The following is a 26,289-nucleotide window of genomic DNA, read 5'->3' on the forward strand; positions in this document are numbered from 1 at the left end:
GCATTGACCTTCCGGACTCCCGGATTCGGGCGACGGCTCGGTACCGGCCGGACGCGGCTGGTGGTGCCGGTGCTGGTCGCGCTGGCAGTACTGCTTGTCGCGTTCATGGTGTTCACGTCCATCTGGACGAATTTGCTCTGGTATCGCTCGGTCGGCTTCTCGTCGGTCTACACGACGCAGTTGTGGGCCAGAGTGTTGCTCTTCTTCGGCGCGGGGCTGCTGATGGCGGTCGTCGTGGGCGCCAACATGGTGATCGCCTACAAGCTGCGCCCGGCCTACCGCCCCTTGTCGGTGGAGCAACAGGGCCTGGAGCGCTACCGCGCCGTCGTCGATCCGCATCGCAAGCTGATCGCGGGCGGGCTCCTCGGCCTGCTGGGCCTCCTGACGGGTTCGTCGGTGGCGGGCCAGTGGCCGGTGTTCCTGGCGTTCCTCAACAGGACGTCCTTCGGGATCGAAGACCCGCAGTTCCACAAGGACATCTCGTTCTACGTCTTCACCTACCCGTTCGTACGGCTGGTGCTGGGCGTGGTCTTCGCGACGGTCATCCTGTCGATCCTGGCTTCGGTGGCCGTGCACTACCTGTACGGCGGGCTGCGGTTGCAGGGCCCTGGTGACAAGGCCAGCGGTCCCGCGCGTGCCCACCTGTCGGTGCTGGTCGGGCTGTTCGTGCTGCTGAAGGCGTTCGCCTACTGGTTCGACCGGTACGGGCTGGCGCATTCCGAACGCGGCGTGGTGACCGGCGCGTCGTACACGGACGTCAACGCGCTGCTCCCGGCCAAGACGATCCTGGCCCTCATAGCCCTGATCTGTGCCGCGCTGTTCTTCGTCAACATCACGCGGCGCGGCATGATGCTGCCCGGCGTCGGCTTCACCCTGCTGGTGGTGTCGGCGATCCTGGTCGGCGGCGTCTACCCGCTGCTGATCCAGCAGTTCCAGGTCAAGCCGGACGAACTGGCCAAGGAACGCCAATTCATCGCGCGCAACATCGCCGCCACCCGCACCGCGTACGGGGTCGACGGGGTCAAACCGGAGGCGTACGGCGCCACCCCGACGACCGACTCCAAGAAGCTGACCGGCGAGTCGGGGCGGCTGCAGAGCGACGGCGTGCGCCTGCTCGACCCGAACGTGGTCGGCGAGACGTTCCAGCGGCTCCAGCAGGGCCGTAACTTCTACAAGTTCCCCGACCCGCTCGACGTCGACCGCTACAAGGTCGACAACAAGACGATCGACACGATCGTGGCGCTCCGCGAGGTCTCCGGGGCACCGGCCGGGCAGCAGAGCTGGGTGAAGGACCGGATGGTCTACACCCACGGGTACGGCTTCGTGTCGGCGTACGGCGACCGCATCGCGGCCGGCGGCAACCCGGACTTCGTCACCAAGGACATGCCGGTGTCCCCCGCCTCCAAGATCAAGATCGACAAGCCGCAGATCTACTTCGGCGAACGGTCTCCCGGCTACTCGATCGTCGGCGGCCAGGGCCAGCAGGAGCTCGACTTTCCCGACGACAAGAGCCAGGGCGGCCAGGCGTACACCCAGTACGAGGGCTCGCGCGGCGTGCCGATCGACTCGTTCTTCAACAAGCTGCTGTTCGCCACCAAGTTCCAGGAGAAGAATCTCCTGCTGTCCGGCGCGATCAAGCCCGGCGCGAAGATCCTTTACAACCGCAACCCGCGCGAGATGGTGCGGCGGGCGGCGCCGTGGCTGACGCTGGACGGCGACCCCTATCCGGCCGTCGTGAACGGCCGGGTCCTGTGGATCCTCGACGGCTACACCACGTCCAACGGCTACCCGTACGCCGAGCAGACGAGCCTCGGCGACGCCACCCGCGACACCGTCACCGACACGCGGTCGGCCGTCGCGAAGCAGGCGAACGACCGGATCAACTACATGCGCAACTCCGTCAAGGCGACCGTGGACGCCTACGACGGCACGATCCACCTCTACCAGTGGGACGAGAAGGACCCGGTCGTCCAGACCTGGATGAAGGTCTTCAAGGGCACGGTGGAGCCCAAGAGCGCGATCGACAAGGTGCCGGGGCTCAAGGACCACTTCCGCTACCCGCAGGACCTCTTCAAGGTGCAGCGCCGCATCCTGGCCAAGTACCACGTGACCGAGCCCGGGCCGTTCTTCAACGGCGAAGGCTTCTGGTCGGTGCCGGAGGACCCGGGCGCCAAGGGCAAGACGCAACCGCCGTACTACCAGACCCTGCGGATGCCCGGAGACAGCACTCCGCAGTTCTCGCTGACCTCGGTCTTCACGCCCCGCGGCCGAGGCAACCTGGCCGCGTTCATGGCGGTCGACACCAGCGTCGATCCCGCCCGTATCCGCGTCCTGGAGCTGCCCCGCAACTCGCTCGTCGACGGGCCGGAGCTCGTCCAGGGCTCGTTCGGCAGCGATCCGACCGTGCAGGCCCAGCTCCTACCGCTGAAACAGGCCGGTACCGCACTGGTCTACGGCAACCTGCTCACGCTGCCGTTCGCGGACGGGATCCTCTACATCGAACCGGTGTACGCAAAGGTCTCGGGTGGCACAGGCCAACAGCCTTACCCGATCCTGCGCAAGGTCATGGTGCGCTACGGCGAAAAGTCGGCCGCGGGAGACACCCTCGCCGACGCCCTCAAGGGGGTGTTCGGCGGCACGGGTGCCGTCACGCCGCCGACCTCGCCCACCCAGCCGGGCAAACCACAGACCGGTGGCCAGCTCAGCGCCGCCGCCCAGAAGGCGATCACGGACCTGCAGAACGCGGTCAACGCGTTCGAGGAGGCCCAGCGCAAGAACGACTACGCCGCCATGGGCGAGGCCTGGAAGCAGATCAAGGCAGCCCGCGACGCTCTGGCCGCAGCCCAGTCAGCCGCCGCCAAACCGCCCGCCACCTCACCGTCCCCAACCCCGACAGGTTCCCCCTCAACGTCCCCGAGCCCAAACAGCTAACGCCGACAGAACCCACCGTGTGGCCGGGCCGGCCTTCCCCGCCCGGCCACACACCGCACGTCCACGCACAGCGGCAGGTGGGTCAGCGGCGGCGTTTGCGGGCTCGGCGGATGGCGGCGGCGGCGCCGATGGCGGCTACCGTGGCGCCTGCCGCGGTGGCCATGGTGGCTTCCTTTCCGCCGACACGGCGGCCTACGACGGCGTGTCGGCCGGCGCCTTCGTCCATGAGCACGCGGAGCGCGGTGGCGTTGTCGTACGCGGGTTTCCAGCCGGCTGCGCGCAGGCGGGCGCCGTCGACCACCCACGGGTAGGTCACGTAGTGCAGGTCGGTGGCGGGCGCCGGGGTCATGCCGAGGCGGTGCAGGCGCTGAGCCATGCCGAACGTGACGGCGGCGGGAAGTTCGAAGCTTCGTTTGCCGGTGATCTCCGAAACCTCGTCCGAACCGAGCCAGCCCTCGCAGGCGACCGTCACGGGGCCGGTGACGCCGGAGACGACGACGACCTCAAGGGCAGCCGCCAGGTCCTCGACGTGGCAGAACTGCCAGGCGGGCGTGCTGCCCTTGACCGACAGCAGCCGCGGCGCCTCGAAATGGCGGGTCATCACGGTGTCGATGTCCGGGCCGACGAGGGCGGCGGGCCGTACGACCGTGAGCTCCAGGCCGGGATGGGCGAGCGGTGCGCCGGCGGCGAGATCCTCGATCTCCAGGAAGTCGCCCGCGATGCCGGTGTCGGCCTCGGCGAGGAGCGGCGCGTCCTCGTTCAGGGGCACGTCGTTGTCCGGGGCCGCGCCGTACACCATCGCGCTCGTCACCAGGATCACCCGGCGCACCCGGGCGGCGGCCGCGGCCGTCACGACGGTCTGCGCGCCGCGGACGTTGTGGGTACGGCGTTCGCGGGGATCGAGGTCCGGGGACTGCTCCAGGTCGGCGTGCACGATCACGTCCACGTCCGACAGCCGGTTCGACAGCAGTGGGTCGCGAATGTCCACGACACGCCAGGTGACGCCCGGCACATCGCCGCGCTGGCCGTCGATGGCGACGACCTTGCGGACTCCTTCGTCGGGTCGTGCGGCACGCTCGGCGAGCCGCGCGGCCAGCAGCCGCCCCGGCCCGGAGGCCGCGCCGGTGACGGCGACGACCGGGCCCTTGCTACGCCGAGGGCGAACCTTGCCCGTTGCCACGGAGGTGCCCCCTTCCTTGTGTACGCGAGTTCGCCAGGACCGGCTAACGTGGCCGGTATGAGCCCATCATGCCCAGGGGCGAACGTATGAGTGACACTCCGTTCGGCTTCAACCGTCCAGGGGACGGTGACGACGACACGCCGCAGGACCCGTTCAAGGCCATGGGCGGCGACATGCAGCAGTTCGCCGCCATGTTGCACCGGTTCGCCGACATGATCGGCAGCCAGGGCGCTCCCGGCGCCGACGCCGGGCCGCTGAACTGGGATCTGGCCAAGAACATCGCCCGGCACGCCGTGGTCGAGCAGGGCGACCCGTCGATCGTGGACGCCGAGCGGCGCCAGGTCGAGGAGTCGCTGCGGCTGGCCGACCTGTGGCTGGACGAGGGCACGACGCTGCCCGCCGGCATCCAGAAGCCGCAGGCCTGGAGCCGGTCGGAGTGGATCGAGCAGACGCTGCCGGTCTGGGCGAAGGTGTGCGACCCGATCGCGACCCGCATGGTCGAGTCCATGGGCGGCGCGCTCGGCGGTGTCGGCGACATCCCCGCCGAGATGCAGGCGATGGCCGGGCCGCTGATCGGCATGGTCAAGCAGATGGCCGGGGCGATGGTGGGCGGCCAGGCCGGGCAGGCGCTCGGCGCGCTGGCCCGCGAGGTCGTCGGCTCGACCGACGTCGGCCTGCCCCTCGGCCCCGACGGGGTGGGTGCGCTGCTGCCCGCGGGCGTGGCGGCGTTCGGCCAGGGCCTGGAGGTCTCCGACGACGAGGTCCGGCTCTACCTGGCCCTGCGCGAGGCCGCGCACCAGCGCCTGTTCGCGCACGTGCCGTGGCTGCGGGCGCACATCCTGAACGCGGTCGAAGACTACGCGCGCGGCATCACCGTCGACCTGTCCGGCATCGAGCAGGCGGTCCAGGGCCTGGACCTCTCCAACCCGGAGGCGATCCAGGAGGCCCTCGGCGGCGAGATCAACCTGCAGCCCGAGGAGACCCCGCAGCAGAAGGCCGCGCTGGCCCGTCTGGAGACCACGCTCGCCCTCGTCGAGGGCTGGGTCGACACCGTGGTCAACGAGGTCGCCGCCGGACGCCTGCCGGACGCGATCAAGCTGGCCGAGGCCGTCCGGCGCCGCCGCGCCACCGGCGGCCCCGCCGAACGCACGTTCGCCACGCTGGTCGGCTTGGAGCTCCGCCCGCGCCGCCTCCGCGAAGCCGCCACCCTGTGGCGCACCCTCACGGAGGTACGCGGCGCGCAGGGCCGCGACGCCGTCTGGGAACACCCTGACCTCCTGCCGACGGCCGAGGACCTGGACGACCCCGAGGGCTTCGCTCGCGGCAAGCCCGAGCTGGAGGGCCTGTCCGATCTCGACATCTCGGCCCTGACGGACGGGGACCACCCGGACGACAAGGGCGACCCGGACGACAAGGGCGGATCTGACGGCCAGGGCGGTTCCGGCGGCGACGACCCCAAAGCCGGCTCGTGAGGTACCGGTCCCGCTCGCACGTGAACGGCTGCCTGCTCGACCCGGGGACCTCCTCCGCGGTGATCAGGCGCCGGACCGCGCGTGCCTCGCTCTGCTGGCAACGTCCGACCGACCACGAGCGCCGGCGCCGTCATCCGGCCAACTCGCTCTACCCGCGCATAGGCCGGACGTGACGCTGCACGCCGATGCCCTGCACGTCCTCACCTCGTGGCAGGCGCCCGATCCTCAGCAGGATCGGCTACGCCACGACTTCCTGCGCCACCTGGACGAGTACGCCGACGGCACGTGGCGCGAGTGCGTTCCCGGGCACATCACCGCCAGCACGCTGGTCCTGGACGCCACCGGCGTCCAGGTCCTGCTGACCCTGCACAGCAAGATCAAGGTCTGGCTGCAACTGGGCGGCCACTGCGAGCCCGACGACGTCACGCTCGCCGAGGCGGCCCTTCGGGAGGCCACCGAGGAGTCGGGCATTCCCGGCCTGGTGCTGCGCCCGGAGCCCGTTCAGCTCGACCGCCATGCCGTGCGCTGCCACCCGGAGGGTTCCTGGCACCTGGACGTCCAGTACGTCGCGTACGCCCCGGAGAACGCCCGACACGCGATCAGCGACGAGTCCGACGACCTCCGCTGGTTTCCCGCCGAGCGCCTCCCCGACCTCACCGACGACGCCGTCCGCCGCCTCGTGAGCCGCGCGGTCGCCTAGGGCAGGGGATGGCCCTCCAGAGCGGTCGCCTAGGACAGGGGATGGCCCTCCAGAAGGGCACGGGTGGTCTCCCAGCCTTCGAGGCCCGGGTCCAGGAGGCGGAGATCTTCGGGCGTGCGCAGCCGGTGCCAGGAGGGGCCCTGGGGCACCTGACCGTGGCCCGGCGCCGCGGCCCTGAGCCGGGCGAGCGCGTCCGGGACGTCGAGATCGGTGTCCTTGAGAACGGTGGCCAGCCAGTCCGGAAGCGGAAGCCGGGCCGCGAGCGCCACCAGACCGCCGCCTTCCGACTGGCAGGCGGCCGAGGGGGCACTGCCGAGAGCACGGAAGAGCTTGCCGAGCAGAAGCGGTGGAAGATCGGGCGCGTCCGCCGGCAGGAGCGCGGCCTCCTCGGCCCCGGCCGTGTGGAGTGCGGCGAAGGCGCCGGACAGGGTGTCCTCTCGTACGATCAAGGTGCCCGGCCAGGTGACCGCCTCGGCGTCGGGCTGGTCCGGGGGGCTCAGCACCAGGGCGGGCTTGACCAGCTCCAGCCCCGCGACGACCTCGTAGGTGTCCTCCAGCAAGGCCAGCCGGAAATCCTCCGCGTCGATCCCCGGCGGGCTAGGACGGTGCGACGTGGGAACGGACAGGACCGCGGCGTAGCGAACGGTCACCCGGCGACCCCGTGGGTGAGATCGCCCGGCAGGTCGTCCTCGTCGGCCAGCGGGAGATGCTCGGCGGCGGCGACGCCCTCCAGGTAGCCGCGCGCCCGCTCGGTCTTGGGGTAGTTGCCCACCAGTGCCCAGAAGTCCGCCCCGTGACCGGGGATCAGCAGGTGGGCGAGCTCGTGGACCAGCACGTAGTCGACGACCCACGAGGGCATCCCGCGCAGCCGCGTGGACAGCCGGATCGTCGCGTCGTCCGGCGTACACGATCCCCAGCGGGTGCGCTGGTTGCCGACCCAGCGGACGCTGGCGGGCTCGGCGCGGCCGCCCAGGTAGCGCCGGGACAGCTCGGCCGCCCGGGCTTCAAGATCGGCATCGCTGGGACGCCGGCGGCGTTCCCGCTCGGCCAGGCGTTCGAGGATGGTAGTGATCCACTGCTCCTCCTCGGCCTTGCTCAGCCGGGAGGGAAGCATCACGACGACCTTGTCCCCGTCGCGGTAGGCGGACACCGTCCGCCGACGTCGGTTGCTACGGCGGACCTCAACGTTGGGGGGCACCCCAGAACCGTACCCAAAATTTTGACTCCTCCACAGGGGGTGCTTGGCATAATCCCAGGTCAAGCCAGGTCTTTTTAACCATCCCCAGAGACTTTCCACAGTCTCTCCCCGGGCTGTCCACAGCGGGGCGCGCGGTGGTCCCCACGATGTCCACACCCTGTCCACAGGGCCCCGTTGACGCCCCTCCGGGCCCCTCCTACTGTCGGGGTCCAAGACGGCTCCGGCCGCCGGGAGACCGCTTCGAAAGGGGAAGGGAAGCGGACCCCCGGCGACCGGGGCTTTCCTGTGTTCTGGCTGGGTAGGTACTGATCCAGTCGAATACGGGGGGCATCGTGAACAAGAACGCTCGACAGGACGGCGCCAAACGCTCCGCCACGGCGAGCCTCGGCAGCGGCCTGGCCGGCATGGTGGCCGGACGGGCGTTGCGGCCGGTCGCACGCAAGATCGCGCGCCGCTTCGGCATCCCGACGGCGACGGCCGTCCGCATGATCGAAGTCGCCGTCCCCGTCGCCGCCACCGTGGTGGCGGGCCGATGGGCCAAACACAAGGAGCGCAAAAAGGCCCCCATGGGCCACGAGCCACCAGGCGCGATAGCCCTCCCCGAGACCACCCCCGAGCCAGTGGCCAGACACCCCTGACCCAGCCGCTTCATCACCGTCGCCAAAGCAAGGACTCCCCATCCGCCAGCAAAGGCAAGTGGGAGGTGGGGTGGGGTTATTCGCCGGTGAAGGTGGGGCGGCGTCTTTCTCGTTGGGCGTTGATGCCTTCGAGCATGTCGCGGGAGCTCATGGTGACCGGCTGGGCCAGGGACTCCCAGCGGAGGGCGGATTCCAGATCGGGGTGGCCGCCGTTCGAGAGGGCGACCTTGGTGAGGCGGGTCGCGATGGGGGCTTGGGCGGCGATGCGTTCGGCGATCGAGAGGGCCTCGGCGAGGACGGACTCGCGGGGCACGGCGCGGTTGACCAGGCCGTACGACTCGGCCTCGGTGCCGGTGACGGCGCGGCCGGTGAAGAGGAGTTCGCGGGCGAGCGGGAGGCCCGCGACCTCGGGCAGCAGCCAGGTCGTCGCCATGCCCGGGTGGAGGCCGAGCGCGGTGAACGGGACGAGGAGCTTGGCGTCGGCCGCGGCGTAGCGGAGATCACAGGCCAGGGCGAGGGCGAATCCGGCGCCGACGGCGTGGCCGTTGATCGCGGCGATCGTCGGGACCTCCAGGTCCCGGATGGCCAGCCAGGTCCGGTAGAACTCCAGCATCCGGTCGCGGAGGGGCGGGACGGCGACGGCGTTGGTGTCGGCGAGCCACGACAGGTCGCCTCCCGAGCTGAACGCGCTGCCGGCGCCGGTGAGGACGACGCAGCGGAGCCGTCGGTCGGCGCGCAGATCCGCGATCGTCTCCTTCCACGCCGCCGTCATCTCGTCGGACATCGCGTTCCGCCGGTCGGGGTCGTTCAGCGTGAGAACGGCGACTCCGCCCGGGCGGTTTTCCAGCAGCAGCACATCGGACATGGGCCGCACCGTATCGAAGGAGGGTGAGAAAGCGCACACTTACAGTATTTGCGCTGGTGGAAGCGTTGTGGCCGAACTCACCCGCACAAGTGTTTGCATGGCTCGCTAGCGAGAAAGCCGAACGATCACCGACAATGAGTCTCGTGAGCGATCTTCCCCGCCGCGCGGTGACGCGGTCCGCAAAGCTGGCGTCCCTCCCGCTCGGTTTCGCCGGGCGCACCGCCCTCGGGGTCGGGAAGCGCACGCTGGGCAAGCCCGCCGAGGCCGTCGCCATGGAGATCCAGCAGCGCACCGCGGAGCAGCTCTTCAAGGTGCTCGGGGAGCTCAAGGGCGGGGCGATGAAGCTCGGCCAGATGCTGTCGATCTTCGAGGCCGCGCTGCCGCCGGAGATCGCCGGACCCTACCGCGCCACCCTCACCAGGCTGCAGGAGGCCGCGCCGCCGCTGCCCGCCGCCGCCGTGCACAAGGTGCTCGCGGAGGGGCTCGGCGAGCACTGGCGGGACGAGTTCGAGTCGTTCGACGACAAGCCGTCCGCCGCCGCCTCGATCGGCCAGGTCCACAAGGCCGTCTGGAAGGACGGCCGAACGGTCGCGGTCAAGGTCCAGTACCCGGGTGCGGGCAAGGCGCTGATCGGCGACTTCAACCAGCTCGCGCGGCTGGGCAAGCTCTTCGGGGTCCTGATGCCCGGGCTCGACGTCAAGTCGATGCTCGCCGAGCTCAAGGAACGCGTCATCGAGGAGCTCGACTACACGATCGAGGCCGACTCGCAGAGCCGGATGCGCGCGGGGTTCCCGGCCGGCGACCCGGACTTCTACATCCCCGAGGTCGTCGCCCAGGCCGGGAACGTCCTGGTCACGGAGTGGATCGACGGCACCCCGCTGTCGAAGATCATCTCGTCCGGATCGGAGGAGGAGCGCAACCACGCCGCGCTGCTCTACTGCCGGTTCCTGCTGTCGGGTCCCAAGCGCGCGGGCATGCTGCACGGCGACCCGCACCCGGGCAACTTCCGCGTCCTGGCCGACGGCCGCCTGGGCGTGCTCGACTTCGGCGCCGTCGACCGGATTCCCGAGGACTTCCAGTACCGGATGGGCCGTCTGCTGCGTATCGGCACGCTGGAGGACATCGACCAGGTCGAGCAGGCGCTGCGGGACGAGGAGTTCATCCGCGACGGGGTGAACGTCGACACCGAGTCGCTCCAGGCGTTCCTGGCGCCGATCACCGAGCCGTTCGTCAACGAGACGTTCAAGTTCAACCGCGAGTGGCTGCGCGACATGGCCGCCAAGGTCACCGACCTGCGTCCGACGAACGTGGTCCGGCAGCTCAACCTGCCGCCGGAGTACGTGATCGTCCATCGGGTGCTCTCGGCCGGCACCGGCGTTCTCTGCCAGCTCGAATGCGAGATCCCGGCACGCGCCGAGTCCCTCAAGTGGGTGCCCGGCTTCGCCGACGACGATGACGACACCGACCTCGACACCGACCTCGACGCCGCCGGCGCCGAACTCGCGGGCTGAGGCTCCGCCCCGACGTTCAGCGGGCCCCGTCGCACTGATGAGGTGCGACGGGGCCCGCTCTCGTGCGCGCCGAGGAGAGGTGGCGTAAAACCTCAGGCGCGCAGGCCGCCGACCGGGAGGCCGCCGCCCGCCAAACCATCCAAGAAGGGCGGACGGTGGTCTGCGACCGGCCGGCCAGGATCTCTGCCCGTGGGGTGACAAGATCCTTCCAATGAAGTCCGCAAGGACGGGCACGGACGGTATCCGTGCATCCGTGCCCGTGGCCCGGCCTGTGCCGGGTGCCGCGTCGCCGGTCCGGTGTCGGCGGGCTGTCCGACCTCGGTTGGGACCGGCTTAACGGGCGGGCCGGCCGACTGGGTCAGGCCGGGCGACCGGGCGGTCCGGTACCGAGGAGGGGCGGCTGATCACCGTCCGGCCGGGTCCCCGCGTCCGGCCGGGACGGCGATCAGGCGATCAGCGCACCAGGAGGATGCGCCGTACCCGGGCCGCACGGGCCTGGGCGTCCCGGCGGGCTCGCCGGAGGGCGCGGACGCGCGCGGCCATCTGGAGCTGCGCGGCCTCCTGGTCCAGGTCCCGTATTCGGGCCCGGGACAGGTCTTGGCTGAGCAAGATCATTTCTTTCTCCCTGGAGATCCGGGGGTGCGGTCCCTGTACGGGGACCGCACTCCCCGGGTTCATTCGGTCGAGTGTCGACGTGGTGGTCATGCGGTCCTCACACGGCCACTTCGTCCGGGCGCGGGTGCTTGCGCGGACGGCCACGGGGCCGCTTGCGCGCGACGATCACACCGCGGACGAACAGCTCGCCACCCCAGACGCCCCAGGGCTCGGCGCGCTCGAGAGCGCCGGCGAGGCAGGCCTTGCGGAGCGGGCACTCCAGGCACATGGCCTTGGCCAGCTCGACGTCGGCGGGAGCCTCGGCGAAGAAGAGCTCAGGGTCGGTCCGGCACGGAAGGGTGAGGTCCTCCTCGCTCACGGCGAGAACCCCCTGCATCTCAGTCACCCTTGTTCCTCTCGTTGGGTCTCAACGTCGTGTCGTGGGCTGTCTGGGCAAATAAGAAGGGCCGCGGATCCGTTTTCTGGATCCGCGGCCCTGGGGGCTTGCCGTGTCTTGTTAGACCGGTCGCCTCCAGGGGAACGGACCCAGCACGCCACCCTTGACGGTGGCGCCCACGTGGGCCGTGGCCGGAGCGTTGGGGCTGACGTCTTCACCAAGGTGATCGAAGACAGTCGTCCCCTGCTCGTCCTGGACTCGCTGCTTGCACAGGTCTCCCATGCGAATGACGGAGTCATCGCCGGAGACCCGCTGCGCCTGCGCGAAGCGCACGTCGCGCAGCTGCGCGAACTCCACGCCGCCAGGCCTCGCCATGACGCCACCGAGCGTGGCGCTCAGTGACGGCAGGCCGGACACGGCGGCATACGCCGACCAGGGAGTTGAGGAGTTCAGGCAGGCGTCAGCCCAGGACATCCGCGATTTGATCAACGTGTTGGTCACCGGACCGCACACCACCTTCCTGGCTCCTCAGGGGCCGGACACCTTGGATTCACGATCCATCGGCATCGGCCGTTGATTGCTCGCGTCGAGCGTACGGGGACTGACGCAAATCAATCAAGATATTTTTGACCTGCGGTTTTGTGGGTGACTTCACCCCGTTCACAGGAAACCGATCTTGCTTCGCCGGCGTCGAACCTCTGCTGAGGTGTCTGCCGCCGGGCTACCCGGAACGCCCCGCGCCTTCCATAATCCCTCACAGGGTCCGGTCGATCAAAGGACTGAGGCATGGAAGACGACATGGCGGTCCTGTCCTACGCGGTGCTCGGCGCCCGGCTTCACGCGCTGTTAAGGCTGGCCATCGACGCGTTCGACTCCTACCTCTACCTCGCGCCGGCGCTGGAGGAGGACGTGCCGGGGCCACTCCTGGCCAGGGCCCTCCAGGTCGCCCGCGAACGCGCCGAACGCCGGGACCGCCGCCTGGCCCGCTTCGAGGATCTCGCTCGCGCCCTCGCGCTCACCCCGGTGCCCGACCGGATCCGCACGCTCGACACCGCGCTGATCAGCGCGCTCGACACCGTCCACGCCACCGACATTCCCCTGGTCGAGGCGCCCGAGGCGCCCGAGGCGTTCACGGCGCGGCCACGGCGGCCGGCCATGCGACGACGGAAGATCATCGATGTTCCGTCTCCGGGCGTTCCCACCACCGTCGAGGACGAGTACGAGCGCATGCTGTCGCTCTCGCAACAGATCTACCGGCTCGCCGAGGAGAGCTACGAGAAGATCGACTTCGCGCAGGTGAACGCGCTGGGGCGTGAGGCTTCACGCGAGCTTGACCGCGCCCTGGACGTACTCGACGACCTGCCGGTGCTCGAAACACCGCTCGCCGAGGCCCGCGAGCGCGCCGCACTGGTCGAGAGCGAGCTCGCCGCCCTTCGCGAGCTGGCCGCCGGGCTCGCCGATGCCGTCGCGCACGTACGCGTGGCCGACCAGATGCTCGTACGCGGCGATGACGTGTACGACGTCGTCTTCGGCACGGCACTGGAGAACGCCCTCGCCGCCGCACTGGAGGCACTCCGCATCGGAGATCCTGAGGGGTCTCGCGACTGGGACGCGTTCGCCGCCGCGTTCCATCGTTCGCTCGGCGAGGCCGCTGACGCCGCACCGTCCGCCGGCGCCCCCGTCGACCTCGTGGACGTGCCCGGCACGATTCACGCGCTCGCGCCATCGATGGAACGTCGCGTTCAGCCGTGGTTTCTCAAGGTCGGCGACCGGCTGGCGAACGCCCTCGTCCGAAACGACGAAAGCGCGGCCACGATCACGCTGGCCGCGCTCTGCCTCGCCGTCGAGGCCGCTCCCCACTCCCCCGAAGCCGCCGCGAAGCTACGCGGCCTCGCGCCCGGCCGGCCCGTCGCCGGCCGGGCCAAGGGCGGTCACTGACCGGCCAGCAGGCGCTCGAACGGGATCGGGTCGTCGTACGGGTCCGGCTCGGCTCCCGCGCCGGAGGGGCGTCCGGCGATCAGTCCGGCGAGCTCGGCGCCGGCCCGGTCCACGCGTTCGACCAGGCCACCGGCCGCCTCCCCGGCCGCGCCCCAGTCGGCGGTGGCCGCGAAGACCGCGGTGGGCGCCACGATCGACCGCAGGTAGGCGAACATCGGCCGCACCGCGAACTCCAGCGCGAGCGAGTGCCGCGCCGTTCCGCCCGTCGCGCCGATCAGAACCGGCTTGGCCTCCAGCGCCCCCGGCTCCAGAACGTCGAAGAACGTCTTGAACAGCCCGCTGTAGGAGGCGTTGAAGACCGGCGTCACCGCGATCAGCCCGTCGGCGCCGGTGACGCGTTCGACCGCCTCGCGCAGCCCGCCCGCCGGGAACCCGGTGAGCAGGTTGTTGGCGAGGTCGTGCGCGTGGTCGCGCAGCGCGACGTGCACGACCTCGGTGTCCGCGCCGAGGGACCGTACGGCCGACGCCGCCAGCCGGTCGGCCAGCAGGCGTGTGGACGACGGTTCCCGCAGGCCCGCCGAGACGACGGCCAGGGTGGTCATCGGGTCGCCTCCGTCTTCTTGGCGTCGTTCGCGGCGACCAGTTCCAGGTGGGTGGGGGCGGTGGCGGGCACGTGGGCGGGCCGCAGGGACTCGAACTCCTTGCGCAGCACCGGCACGACCTCCTCGCCGAGCAGGTCGAGCTGCTCCAGGACGGTCTTGAGCGGCAGACCGGCGTGGTCAACCAGGAACAGCTGCCGCTGGTAGTCGCCGAAGTGGTCGCGGAACCGCAGGGTCCGTTCGATGACCTCCTCGGGGCTCCCGACGGTCAGCGGCGTCTCGCGCGTGAACTCCTCCAGCGACGGGCCGTGCCCGTACACCGGGGCGTTGTCGAAGTACGGGCGGAACTCCCTGACCGCGTCCTGGGAGTTCTTGCGCATGAAGACGTGGCCGCCGAGCCCGACGATCGCCTGGTCGCCCGAGCCGTGGCCGTAGTGCTCGTACCGCCGCCGGTACAGCTCGATCAGCCGCTGGAAGTGCTCCTTCGGCCAGAAGATGTTGTTGGCGAAGAACCCGTCACCGTAGTACGCGGCCTGCTCGGCGATCTCCGGGCTCCGGATCGAGCCGTGCCAGACGAACGGGGGCGCGCCGTCCAAAGGCCGCGGCGTCGAGGTGAAACCCTGCAGCGGCGTACGGAACTTGCCCTCCCAGTCGACGACGTCCTCACGCCACAACCGGTGCAGCAGGTGGTAGTTCTCGATGGCGAGCGGGATGCCCTGGCGGATGTCCTGCCCGAACCAGGGATAGACCGGGCCGGTGTTGCCGCGGCCCATCATCAGGTCCACGCGCCCGTCCGCGAGGTGCTGCAACATGGCGAAGTCCTCGGCGATCTTCACCGGGTCGTTCGTCGTGATCAACGTGGTCGACGTCGACAGGATCAGCCGTTCGGTCCGCGCCGCGACGTAGCCCAGCATCGTGGTCGGCGACGAGGGCACGAACGGCGGGTTGTGGTGCTCTCCGGTCGCGAACACGTCCAGGCCGACCTCCTCGGCCTTGGTGGCGATCGCCACCATCGCCTTGATCCGCTCGGCCTCCGTCGGCGTCCGCCCCGTGGTCGGGTCGGTCGTCACGTCGCCCACGGAGAAGATCCCGAACTGCATCGCGGCCTCCCACCTAGTAGAAAGTTCAACTACCCCGTCGAACCCCAGCGTACACCGGTCTATTCCTGGACCTCGTCGGCGGGTCGGCCGACATCACCACCGCAGGCAACGATGATCGCTCCATGACAACGACGGGTGGCCGGATCAGGACTTGATCAGTTCAATGCGACCAACGATCGCTACCCTTACTCCCCACTGATCACTGGGAGAGTCCGCCATGCCCGCCGTCAAGGTGTCTCTGGCCGCGGTGGCGGCGCTGTTCGCCGCGACCGCCACCTCCTGCGGGCTGGGCGGCGGTCCCGAACCCGTCGAGATCGTCGGCCCGGCCCCTACGGCACCGCCGTTCTCCGCGTCCCCCAAGGCGCTACCACGCGCGTACGACCCGAAGGCCAACGCCGCGAGCCAGATCACGGAGGCACTCGCCAGGGCCAAGGCGGACGGCCGCCCCGTCATGCTCGACTTCGGCGCCCGATGGTGCGCCGAATGCGCGACCCTCCAGCACATCTTCCGTCTCCAGGACGTACGGCCCTCCCTCGACCGCTACCACCGCGTCACCATCGACGTCGGCCGCATCGACCGGCACCTCGGGCTGGCGAGGAAGTACGGACTCGACCTCAAGCGGACCGGGATCCCCGCCCTGGTCGTCCTCTCGCCCCAGGGTGACGTGCGGACCGCGGGCAACGAGGAGTTGTATCCCGCTGCCGGCAACGACGAGTTGCTTCCAGAGACCGTCACCGCCTTCCTCAGGCGCTGGCAGTGAGGTGGCTCACTCTCCTCTCCGTCGCACTCCTCCTCGCCGGATGCGGACGCGGCGAGGACCCGGTGACCGCCCGCTTCACGGCGGGAGACGTGAACGTGACCATCGCGGTGACGGCGGACCTGGTGAAGGTCACGTTCAAGCCGATCCGGCCGGGCTTTCACCTCTACAGCCTTGACCTGCCGCCCAACGACATCGGCATCCCCACGCGGGTGACCGTGCGCGCGGGCCTGAAAGCCACCGGCCGTCCCACGGCGAACGAGAAGGAACAGCAGCTGAACCTGCCCCTCCTGGGACAGCGACTGCCCGTCTACCCCGACAAGCCGGTCACGATTTCCCTCCCGGTCCGCCGCACGGCCCGGACAGCCGAGATCGTCGTCTCCTACGGAGCCTGCAGCCGCACCGTCTGCCTCCAACCGGTGATCGACCGCGTGACCCCCCTGACCCTTCCGTTGTGACCACTTGCGCGACCGCGACGGGGCGGGAGCCGGTTCGAGATCTTCTTCGGAAGGGTGTCGATCCTGGTGTCGTTCGTTCGACGCAAGGATGAGAGGCGGGGAGAGGCCCCGCTCTACCGAGGGAGTCAGCATGCCGCGATTCATGACGGTGATCCGTATGGACGAGAACGTCGAGTACGAGAACCCGGGGCCGGAGTTCGACGAGCGGATGGGCGCGCTGTTCGAGGAGATCACCAAGGCCGGGGTCATGCTCGACACCGCCGGGCTCGCCAAGTCCGGGGAGGGCACGCGGGTCACCTGGTCCGGCGGGAAGGTCGGCTACACCGACGGACCCTTCACCGAGAGCAAGGAGGTCATCGGCGGATACTCGATCATCCAGGCCAAGGACAAGGCCGAGGCCCTGGAGTGGACCAAGCGGTTCCTGGAGATCCACCCGCCGCACTGGGAGATCACCGCGGAGGTCAGGGAGATCACCGAGGTCTGATCCTTGCCCGGTCCGTACATGGCTGCTCTGATGGGTGGTCGTGACGGCGAGCGAAACGATTGAGGCGGTCTTCCGCATCGAGTCCGCACGGATCATCGCCGGGGTCACCCGCATCGTGCGGGACGTGGGCATCGCCGAGGAACTCGCGCAGGACGCGCTGGTCGCCGCGCTGGAGCAGTGGCCGGAGTCGGGCGTCCCGGACAAGCCGGGCGCCTGGCTCATGGCCACGGCCAAACACCGCGCGATCGACCTCGTCCGGCGCAAGGAGACGTACGCGCGCAAGCTGGCGGAGGTCGGCCGGACGCTGGAGGACACGCCGCCGCCCGAGCCGGTGGACGCCGACGACATCGACGACGACCTGCTGCGGCTGATCTTCACCGCCTGCCACCCGGTGCTCTCCACCGAGGGCCGGATCGCGCTGACGCTGCGGCTCCTGGGCGGCCTCACCACAGAGGAGATCGCGCGCGCGTTCCTGACCTCGGAGCCGACGGTCGCGCAGCGCATCGTCCGCGCCAAGCGCGCCCTCGCCAAGGCGGGCGTCCCGTTCGAGGTGCCCTACGGCGACGACCGTTCGGCCCGCCTCTCCTCCGTACTCGAAGTGATCTATCTCGTCTTCAACGAGGGCTACTCCGCGACCGCCGGCGACGACCTCGTGCGTCCCGCGCTGTGCGAGGACGCGCTGCGGCTGGCCCGCGTGCTCGCGGGCCTGATGCCCAAGGAGCCCGAGGTGCACGGGCTGGTGGCGCTGCTGGAGATCCAGGCCTCCCGCATCGCAGCCCGGACGGGACCAGGCGGCGAACCGGTGCTCCTCGCCGACCAGAACCGCGCCAAATGGAACCGTCTCCTCATCCGCCGCGGCATCGAGGCGCTGCACCGGGCGGGCACCGGCCCGTACTCGGTCCAGGCCGCGATCGCCGCGTGCCATGCCCAGGCGGTCCGCTACGAGGACACGGACTGGACGACGATCGCCGCGCTCTACGCCCGCCTCGTGGCGCTGACCCCGTCCCCGGTGGTCGAGCTCAACCGCGCGGTGGCCGTCTCGATGGCGGAGGGCCCCGCCGCCGCCCTGGAGATCGTGGACGCCGTGGCGGACGCCCCGGCCATGAAGAACTACCACCTTCTGCCGAGCGTGCGCGGAGATCTGCTCGAACGCCTCGGCCGCCTGGACGAGGCCGCCGCCGAGTACGCGAGGGCGGCCTCCCTCACCCGCAACGAACGCGAGAAGGAACTGCTCCTGAGGCGCGCCGCGCGGTCGGGCTCACGATGACAGGCAGGTCCAGCTGCCGCCGACGCTGTTGTAGGACTGGAGCACCGCCTTCGGGTACGCGGGGAACCTCCACCGGCAGACGCTGTTCATGTTGATCGGCACGAACTTGTTGCCCGCCGTGACACAGAACGGCCCGTTGACCAACGTGGCCGACCTCGCGTAACCGTGCGCCCTGCAGTAGGGGTCGAGCACGGAGTAGGGCATGGACCCGATCGGCTTGCCCGGCGCGGTGGCCTTCTTGCTCGGCTTGGGCGTGGGCCTGCTCGGCTGCTTACTGCGTCCGCCGCCGTCCGAAGAACGCTCCGGCGACGGGGAAGCACTAGGCCCGGAGCTGCGTTCCGCCGCACCAGGTCTGGAAGCCGAGCTCCCTGGCGCAGGCGTCTCCCCCTTCGCTTCGGGCTGCATCGGCACGGGGGCGGACGGCCCGTTCTGCATCGCGCGCTCCGTTCCGGCGACGTCCCGGTCATCCTCCGGTGAGGTCAACCAGTCGGACGCGGTCACCCCCGCCAGAAGCACCGCCGCAGCCGCGACGGCTGAGACCACCACAGGCCTCCGCCAGCGCCGCCCCCGCCCGGACCCACTCTGCGTCTCAAGGCCCGACGACAATCCCGCGGCCTGCGTCGCCAACAGCCCCGACGCTTCCGACGACCCGGCGTCGCGTTTGGAGTGCGGCGGCGGTCCCGGCGGCGGCACCGGCGATGGCGAGCCGGACGCCGTACCCGACGGCGCAGACTCGACCGACCCCAGCGACGGCAGCGCCGGTGGCGAGCCGAGCGTTGTATCAGGCTCGGCCGGCTTCGGTGGTGGGCCTGGTGGCGGGACTGGTGGTGGCGAGCCGGATGGCGTGTTCGGTGGCTCGGATTCGGTTGGGAGTGCGGGCGCGTTCGGCTTGGCCGGTGGAGGGGTCAGGGCCGTTTCGAGGGTGATGGGTGGTTGTTCCAGGAGGGTCGCGGCCACGTCTTCGGCGGTGGGGCGGTCGGCCGGGTCCTTGGCCAGGCACTGGTGGACGAGATCGCGCAGTTGTCCGGTGAGGGGGCCCAGGTCCGGCTCGTCGTGCAGGATCGCCTGCATGATGGCGGGGATGGAATCGCCGGTGAAGGCCTTCGCCCCTCCGGCGGCGTACACCATGGTCACGCCCCAGGCGAACATGTCGGCGGGCGGGCCCGTGGAGGCGTTGGAGATCTGTTCGGGCGCCATGTAGGCGGGGCTGCCGACGACCTGGCTGGTGGTAGAGAGGCTGGACGTCAGGGCCCGGGCGATCCCGAAGTCGATCACTACTGGGCCGTCGGGGCCGAGGAGCACGTTGGCGGGCTTGAAGTCGCGGTGGACGATGCCCGCCCGGTGGATGGCGGCCAGCGCGGTCGCCGTGCTGATCGCCAGGCGGTCCAGCGCCGCGCCGGTGCGCGGGCCGTCCGCCGCGACCGCGTTGTGCAGCGAGGGGCCGTCCACGAACTCGCTGACGATGTAGGGCCGGTGGCCGAGGACGCCGCTGCCCAGCACCTGGACGGTGCAGAAGCGCGCCACCCGCTTGGCGGCCTCGACCTCGCCGAGGAACCGGGTGCGCGCCCGTTCGTCGAGCGCCAGATGCGAGTGCAGCACCTTGATCGCCACCCGCTCGCCGTCCGGCCCGGTGCCCGCGTAGACCGTGCCCTGGCCGCCGACCCCGAGGCGTCCGACGACCGTGTAGGGGCCTGCCGTGCGCGGATCGTCCGAAAGCAAAGCCGCCCAACGGGGCACCGGTCCTCCTCAAACAAACAAGATCGTTCGGATCGTAGCAATCCGGGCGAGGAGAGGAGGGGTTCCGTCCGAGCTGAAGATCGGCGGTAGGGCGGCCTAAAGGTAACCGTAAGGGTGTCCCGGCAGTCTTCTGGTCATCGAAGGGCGGCGCGAAGCCGCCGGTTGAAGAGCAGAAGGAGCAGCACGATGCGCAAGCTGATCGAGTCGACGTTCGTGTCCCTGGACGGCATCATCGACGACACCCGGCCGTCCACCGCCTCGCGGGCGGAGCCCCAGCACTGGGGGCAGCCGTACTGGGACGAGGACCACGCGGGTTACGCCGCCAAGTTGTCGGCCTCGGCGGACGCCATGCTGCTGGGCCGGGTGACCTACGAGGGCTTCGCCGAGGCGTGGTCGGCGCAGAAGGGCGAGGCCGCCGACCACATGAACTCCATGCCGAAGTACGTGGCGTCGCGGACCCTGACCGAGACCACGTGGAATGCCACCCTCATCAAGGGCGACGTGGCCGAGGAGGTCGCCAAGCTCAAGGAGCAGCCGGGCGAGAACATCATCAAGTGGGGCACCGGCGAACTCGACCGCACCCTCGTCGAGCACGGCCTGGTCGACGAGTTCCACTTCTGGTACTTCCCGGTCATCGTCGGCGCGGGCAAGCACCTCTTCGAGGGCGCCGGGTTCGACACCACGCACCTGAAGCTGGCCGAGGTGAACCAGTTCGGCTCCGGGATCGCCGTCCACGTCTACGTCCCGAAGTAAACGCTCAGGCCCGGTCCTCGTCCAGCAGGGACCGGGCCTCTTCGGGCGTGAGCTTCCCGCCGTACCCGAAGTGGTCGGCGAAGTCGGGTTCGGCGGCCTGGACCGCCGCGGTGATCCGTTCCAGCTCACGGCGGTCCGAGACCGACAGCGGCTCCGCGAGCGGGCCACAGGCGGTCTCCGCCGCGCCGAGCAGGCGAGCCGCCGTTGCCGCGCGTCCCCGCATCGGCAGTGCGGCGGCCATGCCGATGAGCGCCCAGGCCATGCCGCGCGGCGACCGCTGCTCGCGGTTGACCTCGAACGCCTCTTGTTGCCAGGCCAGCGCCTCGTCCGGACGGCCCTGCCGCGCGGCCAGCAGCCCGAGCTCCGACAGGACCATCGAGAGGTACGGCGGGCTGCTGTCGCCGGTCTGCTGGGAACGCGCGGTCGACAACAACCAGTGCAGGTGTTCGCCGGCGCCCGCCAGGTCACCGTCCCGGTGGCAGGCGAAGGCGAGGCTGATGGTCGCGAACACCTCCACGGCCCGTTCGCCTACTTCCGCGGCCAGCCGCCGCGCCTGCGCCGCCCGCTCCCGGGCACGCGGGTGTTCGCCGGTCTGCACCGAGATCCAGGCCAGCCAGGCCAACCGGCCCGCGACGGCCGACCACAATCCCAGCTCTTCGGCGATCCGCAGGCCCTCCCGGCTCAGCCGGGCCGCCTCCTCGGTGTCACCGGTGAGGTCGGCGAGGCCGATGAGCCAGTCGGTGGCCTGGAGGACGCCCCAGTCGTCGCCCAGCTCGCCGAACAACTCGGCGCCGCGACGGGCGTCGTGCTCCAGCGCGGCCGTGTCACCGCGCATGTGCCCGAGCATGGCGCGCGTGCTGAGGACCGCGGCCTCACCCCAGCGGTCACCGATCCGCCGGAACGTTCCGAGGGCTTCCTCCAGCAGTTCCGCGGTGGCGGCCTGGACGCCGTAATCGATGATCGATGTGGCCAGGAAGTACTCGGCCCGGGCACGCTCGGCGGGGTCGGCCGTGCCCTCGTAGCCGCCGAGCACCTCGGCCGCGCGTTCCGGCCCGGCCAGGCCCTGCCGGATCGCCAGGCCCGCGTGCCATGCCTCGGCCCTGCTCCGAAGCTCGGTGGGCACCGGACCCGGCACCGCCAGCGCCTCGGCCAGGGCGTGCCGCGCCTCGGCGAGACGGCCGCGCAGCACGCGATACCAGACGAGGGCGCAGGCCAGCCGCAGCGCGGACACGGCATCGCCCGCGCGCCGGAAGGTGTCGAGCGCGGCCCGCAGGTTGGCGGCCTCGGCGTCCAGCCGGTGCAGCCAGTCCCGCTGGCCGGCACCGCGCAACCGCGGGTCGGCGTCCTCGGCCAGAGCCAGGTAGTGGCCGGCATGGCGCCTGCGGAGCTCCGCCTCCTCCCCCGCCTCGCGCAGCCGGTCCAGGCAGTACGCGGAGACCGACTCCAGCAGCCGGAACCGCGCGTCCCCGCGTACCGGCCGCGCGTCCGCGCGTACCACCAACGACCGGTCGACCAGGCCTGCCAGCACGTCGAGGACGTCGTCGCCCGCGCACACCGCCTCCGCCGCAGCGAGCGTGCACCCGCCCGAGTGCACGGCCAGCCGCCGCAGCACCGCGCGCTCGCGCGCGGTCAGCAGCCGCCAGCTCCAGTCGATCACCGCGGCCAGCGTGCGCTGCCGGGCGGGCGCGTCGCGCGGCCCGGTGCCGAGCAGGCCGAAGCGGTCCTGCGGCACCCGCAGCCGTGCCGCCAGCTCGGGGACGCCCAGCGCGGGCACGCGGGTGGCGGCCAGTTCCAAGGCCAGCGGAATGCCGTCGAGCCGCCGGCACACCTCGGCGACCTCCACCACCGTCCCCGGCTCGGCCTCCAGCCCGGCCCGGTCAAGGAACAGCCGTACCGCGGCGGACCTCGCCAGCCGGTCCGGGTCGTCGGTCTGGGGAACGTCCAGCGGCGGCACGTCCCAGCGGGCCTCGCCCCGCAGCCGCAACGGCTCGCGCGAGGTGGCCAGCACCCGCAGCCCGGGCGCGGCGCTCAACAGGTCACCCACCAGCCCGGCCACCGGCTCGGCCACGTGCTCGCAGTTGTCCATCACCAGCAGCGTCCGCCGCTCCGCCAGCGCCGCCGCCAGCCGTTCACCCGCCCGGTCCGGCCCGTCGGGGACGCCCAGCACCGACAACACGAGATCGGCCGGGTCGCCCGTCCCGTCCCACGTGGTGAGATCGACGAGCCACACGCCGTCGGGGCAGGTCTCGGAGCGGGCGACGGCGAGCGCGAGCGTCGTCTTGCCCACGCCTCCCGGCCCGGTCAGCGTCACCAGCCGCCCGGCCTGCAGCAGTTCGCGGACGCGCTCGACGGCGTGGTCGCGTCCGATCATCTGGCTCACCGGTGCCGGGAGGCGGGCGGCGGGCCTCGGCACGGACACGGGCGCCATCGACGGCACCCCCACTGGCGCGGCCTCGGCAGGATCACCGGCCAGGATGGCCTGATGCAACGCGGTCAGCCCGGGTCCCGGATCAAGGCCCAGTTCCTCGGCCAGCCGGTGCCGCAACTCCTGGAAAGTGTCGAGCGCCTCCCCCGTACGTCCCGCCCGATGAAGTGCCCGCATGTATGCCGCGCGCAGCCGTTCACGATAGGGGTGGCGGCTCACCTGCTCGCCGAGCCGTCCCACCAGCTCGTGGTGTTCGCCCAGCTCCAGCCGCGCCTCCGCGTGCGCCTCGACGACCGCCAGCCGCTGCTCCTCCCACCGCGCCGCCGACGAACGCGCGAACTCTTCATCCGCGAAATCGGCCAAGGCGGGCCCGCGCCACAGTCCGAGCGCCTCGGCCAGCAACCCGGCCCGGGTCCGCGCGTCCTTCGCCGCCCGCGCCTGCTCGGCCAGACTCGCGAACCGCTCGGTGTCCACCGCGCCGGGCTCGCTCCGCAGCGCATAGCCGGGGGGCCGCGACGCCACCAGGTCGCGCCCGCCCGTCTCGGCGGCCTCCAGCGCCCGCCGCAGTTGCGACACCCGCACATAGAGCGCGCCCGTCGGGTCGGCGGGCGCGGCCTCGCCCCACAGGTCCTCGACGAGCCGGTCACCCGACACCGCACGCCCCTCGTGTACGAGGAGGTCGGCAAGCAACGCCCGGACCTTTCGCCCGGGGATCGTGACCGGCTCGCCCTGGTCTGTCCAGACGGCCAGCGGCCCCAGCAGTCCGAATCGCATGGCCCCAGGTTACGGATCAAGCAGCGGTACAAAGGTCACAAGTCACCGAAGGCCTGCTCCCACCACTCGCGTGGCCCCGTCAGTCCCAGATCCTCGAAGACCTCCCGCGCCTCGGCCCGCAGCTCCCGTGGCAAACGACCGCGTCCGCCGCGAGCTGCCGCAACACCCGCCCGGAGAAGTACCTCCAGGTCGCTCGACGGGCGACACCGGGAGATGACGTGCAGGCAGTCCCGGTAGGCCTGTGCGAGCACGTCGGCTTCGGCCTTGTCACACGTGAAGTAGCTCTCCCTTCGCAGGTCATCGGCTTCCATATGACGCCAGCCGCCATAGATCCGTCTCTCCGGCGTCAGGTAGTTGTGCGTCCACAGGGGATCCAGGGGCGGAGTAGGACGAGCCTCAGAAATCGGCAGTTCCACGCGATCACCGTGGCGGTCAGGAGAACGCCTGAGGGACGCCGGCCTGGCCGGCGCCCCTCGGCGGGTCAGCCGACGGGACAGGTGCCCCGGTACTGGCTGATCGTGGTGTCCGGCGCCGGCGTGGGGCAGAGGAACTGGGCGTAGCGCGTGTCGTCATCGACGAACCGCTTGAGCCAGGAGGTCACGTACTTGTTCAGCGTCGGGCTCTGAACGATGGGCGTGGCGTGACTGCCGTTCCTGAACTCCAGGTAGGCCTTCTCCGGTGCCGCATTGATGCTGGTGTAGGACGGAATGGACATCGAGCCGACCGGGGCGACGGTGTCCGACTCCCCTCCGACGATCATCGTGGGCACCCGCACGCCCTGCCAGGTGTTGTCGAGCTCCCAGGGCGCCAGCGGGATGGCCGCCTTGAGCGAGGGCCGGTTCTGGGCCGCCCACAGTGATCCGCCGCCGCCCATGGAGTGCCCCATGACCGCGAGCCGGCCGCTGTCGACCCGGTCCCGCACCGGGCTCTGGGTGCCGAGGTAGTCGAGCGCGGCGAGCAGCTGCTGCGAACGGGAGGTCGGGAAGTTGAGGGGGTTGAGGGTGTCCAGCGTGAACACCACGAACCCCTTCGAGGCGAGCATGGGACCGAACCACTGGATGGCGCTCTGCGGCGAGCTGAAGCCCGGGATGACCGCCACGGCGCCGAACCTGCCCTCCGCCGTGGTGGTCGGATAGTAGATCGTGCCGCGATTGAAGCCCCGGCCGCTGCCTGCGGCCACGCTGACCTGCGCGAACTCATAGGTGCCCCGGGACGCCGAAACACTCGCCTCCGTCGGGTCGGGCCCATGCGGATCGGCCTGGGCGGGACCGGCCGGAACGGTGAGACCGATCGTCGCGGTCAAACCGGCCACCAACAACCCCAGCCGTTTCCTCGGCGCTGTCTTCACAGGGGGGTTCCTCTCGTAGGGGGATTCGAGAGGAAAGGGTGCTGCCGCGCACCTTGTCCGCGCTGTACGCCAACGCAGCAATTTCAGGGAGTGCCTTGCGCCTGCCTGACAGATTTGCCCCAGGCGCACAAAGAACGCCGCCAGGCCCATCCCCAACAAACAAACCCAGACAGGCGCCAGTCACAGCACCCCAGGGAAAACGGCACTTTCACGCCGCCGGGGCGGCCCCAAGAGGACTGCTGGTCAGGCGTCGGGGTCGGTTACTCGGACTAGGCCTTCTTGCATTACTGAGACGACCAGGTCGCCTTCGCGGGTGTAGACCTGGCCTCTGGCCAGGCCTCGGGCTCCGCCCGCGAAGGGGGTGTCCTGGTAGTAGAGGAGCCAGTCGTCGGCTCGGAAGGGCTTGTGGAACCACATCGCGTGGTCGAGGCTCGCGCCCATGGTTCGTTTGTCGCCCCAGGCCAGGCCGTGGTTGAGGAGCACGGTGTCCAGGAGGGTCATGTCCGAGGCGTACGTCATGAGGCAGACGTGCAGGAGAGGGTCGTCGGGGAGCTCGCCGTCGACCTTGAGCCAGACCTTGGACTCGGGGGTGGCGAGGGCGGGGTCCTTGGCGGCCTCCCAGGTGAGCGGGGTCGCGTGCCGGACGTCGAACGGGCGGCGGGTCACGAACTCGGTGGCGAAGCGTTCGCCGAACAGGGGCGTGAGGCGGTCGAGCGCGGGCGCGAGGCTTTCGGGGTCGGGCGCGTCCGGCATGGGGGCCTGGTGGGTGGGGCCCTCCTCGACGATCTGGAACGAGGCCGAGAGGCTGAAGATCGCCTTGCCGTGCTGGACGGCCAGGACGCGGCGGGTCGTGAACGAGCGGCCGTCGCGGACCCGGTCGACGGTGTAGACGATCGGCACGGAGGGGTCGCCGGGCCGGATGAAGTAGGCGTGGAGGGAGTGCACCGGGCGGCCGGGGGGCACGGTGCGGCCGGCGGCGACGAGCGCCTGGCCCGCCACCTGGCCGCCGAACACGCGCTGCTGGCGGTCCTCGGGGCTGCGCCCGCGGAAGATGTCGTTCTCGATCTGTTCGAGATCGAGGATGTCCAGCAGTGCCTTCAGCGATTCCTTCACGTCGGCCAGTGTTGCAAATCGGAGGGTGTGGCGAGGCTCTCACCCCCTGG

The 26,289-nt window shown here is 70.6% G+C and carries 25 protein-coding genes; 11 read left to right on the forward strand and 14 right to left on the reverse strand.

Annotation, left to right across the window (positions count from 1 at the left end; genetic code table 11):
- The first annotated feature begins 3 nt into the window (after window positions 1-3).
- On the forward strand, window positions 4-2,931 hold the full coding sequence (locus ABD333_RS19945) for a UPF0182 family membrane protein (RefSeq protein ID WP_344542969.1): 2,928 nt from the start codon (window positions 4-6) through the stop codon (window positions 2,929-2,931).
- Between the two features lie 82 nt (window positions 2,932-3,013).
- Here the strand turns inward: ABD333_RS19945 and ABD333_RS19950 are convergent, their stop codons facing one another.
- Entirely contained in the window at window positions 3,014-4,111 is a 1,098-nt protein-coding gene (locus tag ABD333_RS19950) for an NAD-dependent epimerase/dehydratase family protein (RefSeq protein WP_344542971.1), read from the reverse strand.
- An 86-nt stretch (window positions 4,112-4,197) separates the two neighbouring features.
- Between ABD333_RS19950 and ABD333_RS19955 the strand changes: the two genes are divergently transcribed.
- A complete protein-coding gene (locus ABD333_RS19955; RefSeq protein WP_344542973.1) occupies window positions 4,198-5,583 on the forward strand; it encodes a zinc-dependent metalloprotease in 1,386 nt (461 codons plus the stop codon).
- Window positions 5,584-5,752: 169 nt separating this feature from the next.
- Window positions 5,753-6,283, forward strand: a complete 531-nt coding sequence (locus ABD333_RS19960; RefSeq protein ID WP_344542975.1) for an NUDIX hydrolase — start codon at window positions 5,753-5,755, stop codon at window positions 6,281-6,283.
- A gap of 29 nt (window positions 6,284-6,312) precedes the next feature.
- On the opposite strand, the gene ABD333_RS19965 is transcribed toward ABD333_RS19960, so the two are convergent.
- Both ABD333_RS19965 and ABD333_RS19970 read right to left on the reverse strand, forming a co-directional pair.
- Window positions 6,313-6,933, reverse strand: coding sequence for a hypothetical protein (locus tag ABD333_RS19965; RefSeq protein ID WP_344542977.1), 621 nt, complete (start codon window positions 6,931-6,933; stop codon window positions 6,313-6,315).
- The gene (locus tag ABD333_RS19970) at window positions 6,930-7,433 is read right to left on the reverse strand and encodes a M48 metallopeptidase family protein (RefSeq protein ID WP_344543739.1); all 504 of its coding nucleotides are present in this window, start codon (window positions 7,431-7,433) and stop codon (window positions 6,930-6,932) included. The genes ABD333_RS19965 and ABD333_RS19970 overlap by 4 nt, the downstream gene beginning before the upstream one ends.
- A gap of 380 nt (window positions 7,434-7,813) precedes the next feature.
- Between ABD333_RS19970 and ABD333_RS19975 the strand changes: the two genes are divergently transcribed.
- Window positions 7,814-8,119, forward strand: a complete 306-nt coding sequence (locus ABD333_RS19975) for a hypothetical protein (RefSeq protein WP_344542979.1) — start codon at window positions 7,814-7,816, stop codon at window positions 8,117-8,119.
- Window positions 8,120-8,195: 76 nt separating this feature from the next.
- On the opposite strand, the gene ABD333_RS19980 is transcribed toward ABD333_RS19975, so the two are convergent.
- Entirely contained in the window at window positions 8,196-8,984 is a 789-nt protein-coding gene (locus ABD333_RS19980) for an enoyl-CoA hydratase/isomerase family protein (protein ID WP_344542981.1), read from the reverse strand.
- A gap of 143 nt (window positions 8,985-9,127) precedes the next feature.
- Here ABD333_RS19980 and ABD333_RS19985 point away from each other — a divergent pair, with 143 nt between their 5' ends.
- Window positions 9,128-10,495, forward strand: coding sequence for an ABC1 kinase family protein (locus ABD333_RS19985; RefSeq protein ID WP_344542983.1), 1,368 nt, complete (start codon window positions 9,128-9,130; stop codon window positions 10,493-10,495).
- A gap of 453 nt (window positions 10,496-10,948) precedes the next feature.
- On the opposite strand, the gene ABD333_RS19990 is transcribed toward ABD333_RS19985, so the two are convergent.
- The 3 genes from ABD333_RS19990 to ABD333_RS20000 form a co-directional block, all read right to left on the reverse strand.
- Window positions 10,949-11,110, reverse strand: a complete 162-nt coding sequence (locus ABD333_RS19990) for a hypothetical protein (protein ID WP_344542985.1) — start codon at window positions 11,108-11,110, stop codon at window positions 10,949-10,951.
- Window positions 11,111-11,207: 97 nt separating this feature from the next.
- Window positions 11,208-11,486, reverse strand: coding sequence for a WhiB family transcriptional regulator (locus tag ABD333_RS19995; RefSeq protein WP_151566282.1), 279 nt, complete (start codon window positions 11,484-11,486; stop codon window positions 11,208-11,210).
- Window positions 11,487-11,606: 120 nt separating this feature from the next.
- Entirely contained in the window at window positions 11,607-11,987 is a 381-nt protein-coding gene (locus ABD333_RS20000; protein WP_344542987.1) for a hypothetical protein, read from the reverse strand.
- A gap of 285 nt (window positions 11,988-12,272) precedes the next feature.
- Between ABD333_RS20000 and ABD333_RS20005 the strand changes: the two genes are divergently transcribed.
- Window positions 12,273-13,424, forward strand: a complete 1,152-nt coding sequence (locus ABD333_RS20005) for a hypothetical protein (RefSeq protein ID WP_344542989.1) — start codon at window positions 12,273-12,275, stop codon at window positions 13,422-13,424.
- Here the strand turns inward: ABD333_RS20005 and ABD333_RS20010 are convergent.
- Both ABD333_RS20010 and ABD333_RS20015 read right to left on the reverse strand, forming a co-directional pair.
- Window positions 13,418-14,026 (reverse strand): FMN reductase, encoded by a 609-nt coding sequence (locus tag ABD333_RS20010; RefSeq protein ID WP_344542991.1) that lies wholly within the window; start codon window positions 14,024-14,026, stop codon window positions 13,418-13,420. The two genes, ABD333_RS20005 and ABD333_RS20010, sit on opposite strands and share 7 nt — an antisense overlap.
- Window positions 14,023-15,123, reverse strand: a complete 1,101-nt coding sequence (locus tag ABD333_RS20015) for an LLM class flavin-dependent oxidoreductase (protein WP_344542993.1) — start codon at window positions 15,121-15,123, stop codon at window positions 14,023-14,025. The genes ABD333_RS20010 and ABD333_RS20015 overlap by 4 nt, the downstream gene beginning before the upstream one ends.
- Window positions 15,124-15,340: 217 nt before the next feature.
- Here ABD333_RS20015 and ABD333_RS20020 point away from each other — a divergent pair, with 217 nt between their 5' ends.
- The 4 genes from ABD333_RS20020 (at window position 15,341) to ABD333_RS20035 (ending at window position 18,089) form a co-directional block, all read left to right on the forward strand.
- On the forward strand, window positions 15,341-15,883 hold the full coding sequence (locus tag ABD333_RS20020; RefSeq protein WP_344542995.1) for a thioredoxin family protein: 543 nt from the start codon (window positions 15,341-15,343) through the stop codon (window positions 15,881-15,883).
- Entirely contained in the window at window positions 15,880-16,338 is a 459-nt protein-coding gene (locus tag ABD333_RS20025; RefSeq protein ID WP_344542997.1) for a hypothetical protein, read from the forward strand. Before ABD333_RS20020 ends, ABD333_RS20025 begins: the two co-directional genes overlap by 4 nt.
- A 130-nt stretch (window positions 16,339-16,468) precedes the next feature.
- Complete coding sequence (locus tag ABD333_RS20030; RefSeq protein ID WP_344542999.1) at window positions 16,469-16,822, forward strand: YciI family protein; 354 nt, start codon at window positions 16,469-16,471, stop codon at window positions 16,820-16,822.
- Window positions 16,823-16,862: 40 nt separating this feature from the next.
- The gene (locus ABD333_RS20035) at window positions 16,863-18,089 is read left to right on the forward strand and encodes an RNA polymerase sigma factor (RefSeq protein WP_344543001.1); all 1,227 of its coding nucleotides are present in this window, start codon (window positions 16,863-16,865) and stop codon (window positions 18,087-18,089) included.
- Here the strand turns inward: ABD333_RS20035 and ABD333_RS20040 are convergent.
- A complete protein-coding gene (locus tag ABD333_RS20040) occupies window positions 18,081-19,826 on the reverse strand; it encodes a serine/threonine-protein kinase (protein ID WP_344543003.1) in 1,746 nt (581 codons plus the stop codon). The two genes, ABD333_RS20035 and ABD333_RS20040, sit on opposite strands and share 9 nt — an antisense overlap.
- 186 nt (window positions 19,827-20,012) lie before the next feature.
- Between ABD333_RS20040 and ABD333_RS20045 the strand changes: the two genes are divergently transcribed.
- On the forward strand, window positions 20,013-20,579 hold the full coding sequence (locus ABD333_RS20045) for a dihydrofolate reductase family protein (protein WP_344543005.1): 567 nt from the start codon (window positions 20,013-20,015) through the stop codon (window positions 20,577-20,579).
- Between the two features lie 4 nt (window positions 20,580-20,583).
- Here the strand turns inward: ABD333_RS20045 and ABD333_RS20050 are convergent, their stop codons facing one another.
- From ABD333_RS20050 to tesB, 4 genes are all read right to left on the reverse strand, one after another.
- Window positions 20,584-23,778 carry an AfsR/SARP family transcriptional regulator gene (locus ABD333_RS20050; protein ID WP_344543007.1) on the reverse strand — a complete coding sequence of 1,065 codons (3,195 nt, stop codon included), beginning with the start codon at window positions 23,776-23,778 and terminating at the stop codon, window positions 20,584-20,586.
- A gap of 35 nt (window positions 23,779-23,813) precedes the next feature.
- Window positions 23,814-24,194, reverse strand: coding sequence for a hypothetical protein (locus ABD333_RS20055; protein ID WP_344543009.1), 381 nt, complete (start codon window positions 24,192-24,194; stop codon window positions 23,814-23,816).
- A gap of 65 nt (window positions 24,195-24,259) precedes the next feature.
- Window positions 24,260-25,090, reverse strand: a complete 831-nt coding sequence (locus ABD333_RS20060) for a dienelactone hydrolase family protein (protein WP_344543741.1) — start codon at window positions 25,088-25,090, stop codon at window positions 24,260-24,262.
- A gap of 279 nt (window positions 25,091-25,369) precedes the next feature.
- Entirely contained in the window at window positions 25,370-26,239 is an 870-nt protein-coding gene (gene tesB / locus ABD333_RS20065; RefSeq protein WP_344543011.1) for an acyl-CoA thioesterase II, read from the reverse strand.
- Between the last annotated feature and the right edge of the window lie 50 nt (window positions 26,240-26,289).

Origin of the sequence: Actinomadura fulvescens (assembly GCF_039533225.1) — a bacterium.
GTDB classification, from domain to species: domain Bacteria; phylum Actinomycetota; class Actinomycetes; order Streptosporangiales; family Streptosporangiaceae; genus Spirillospora; species Spirillospora fulvescens.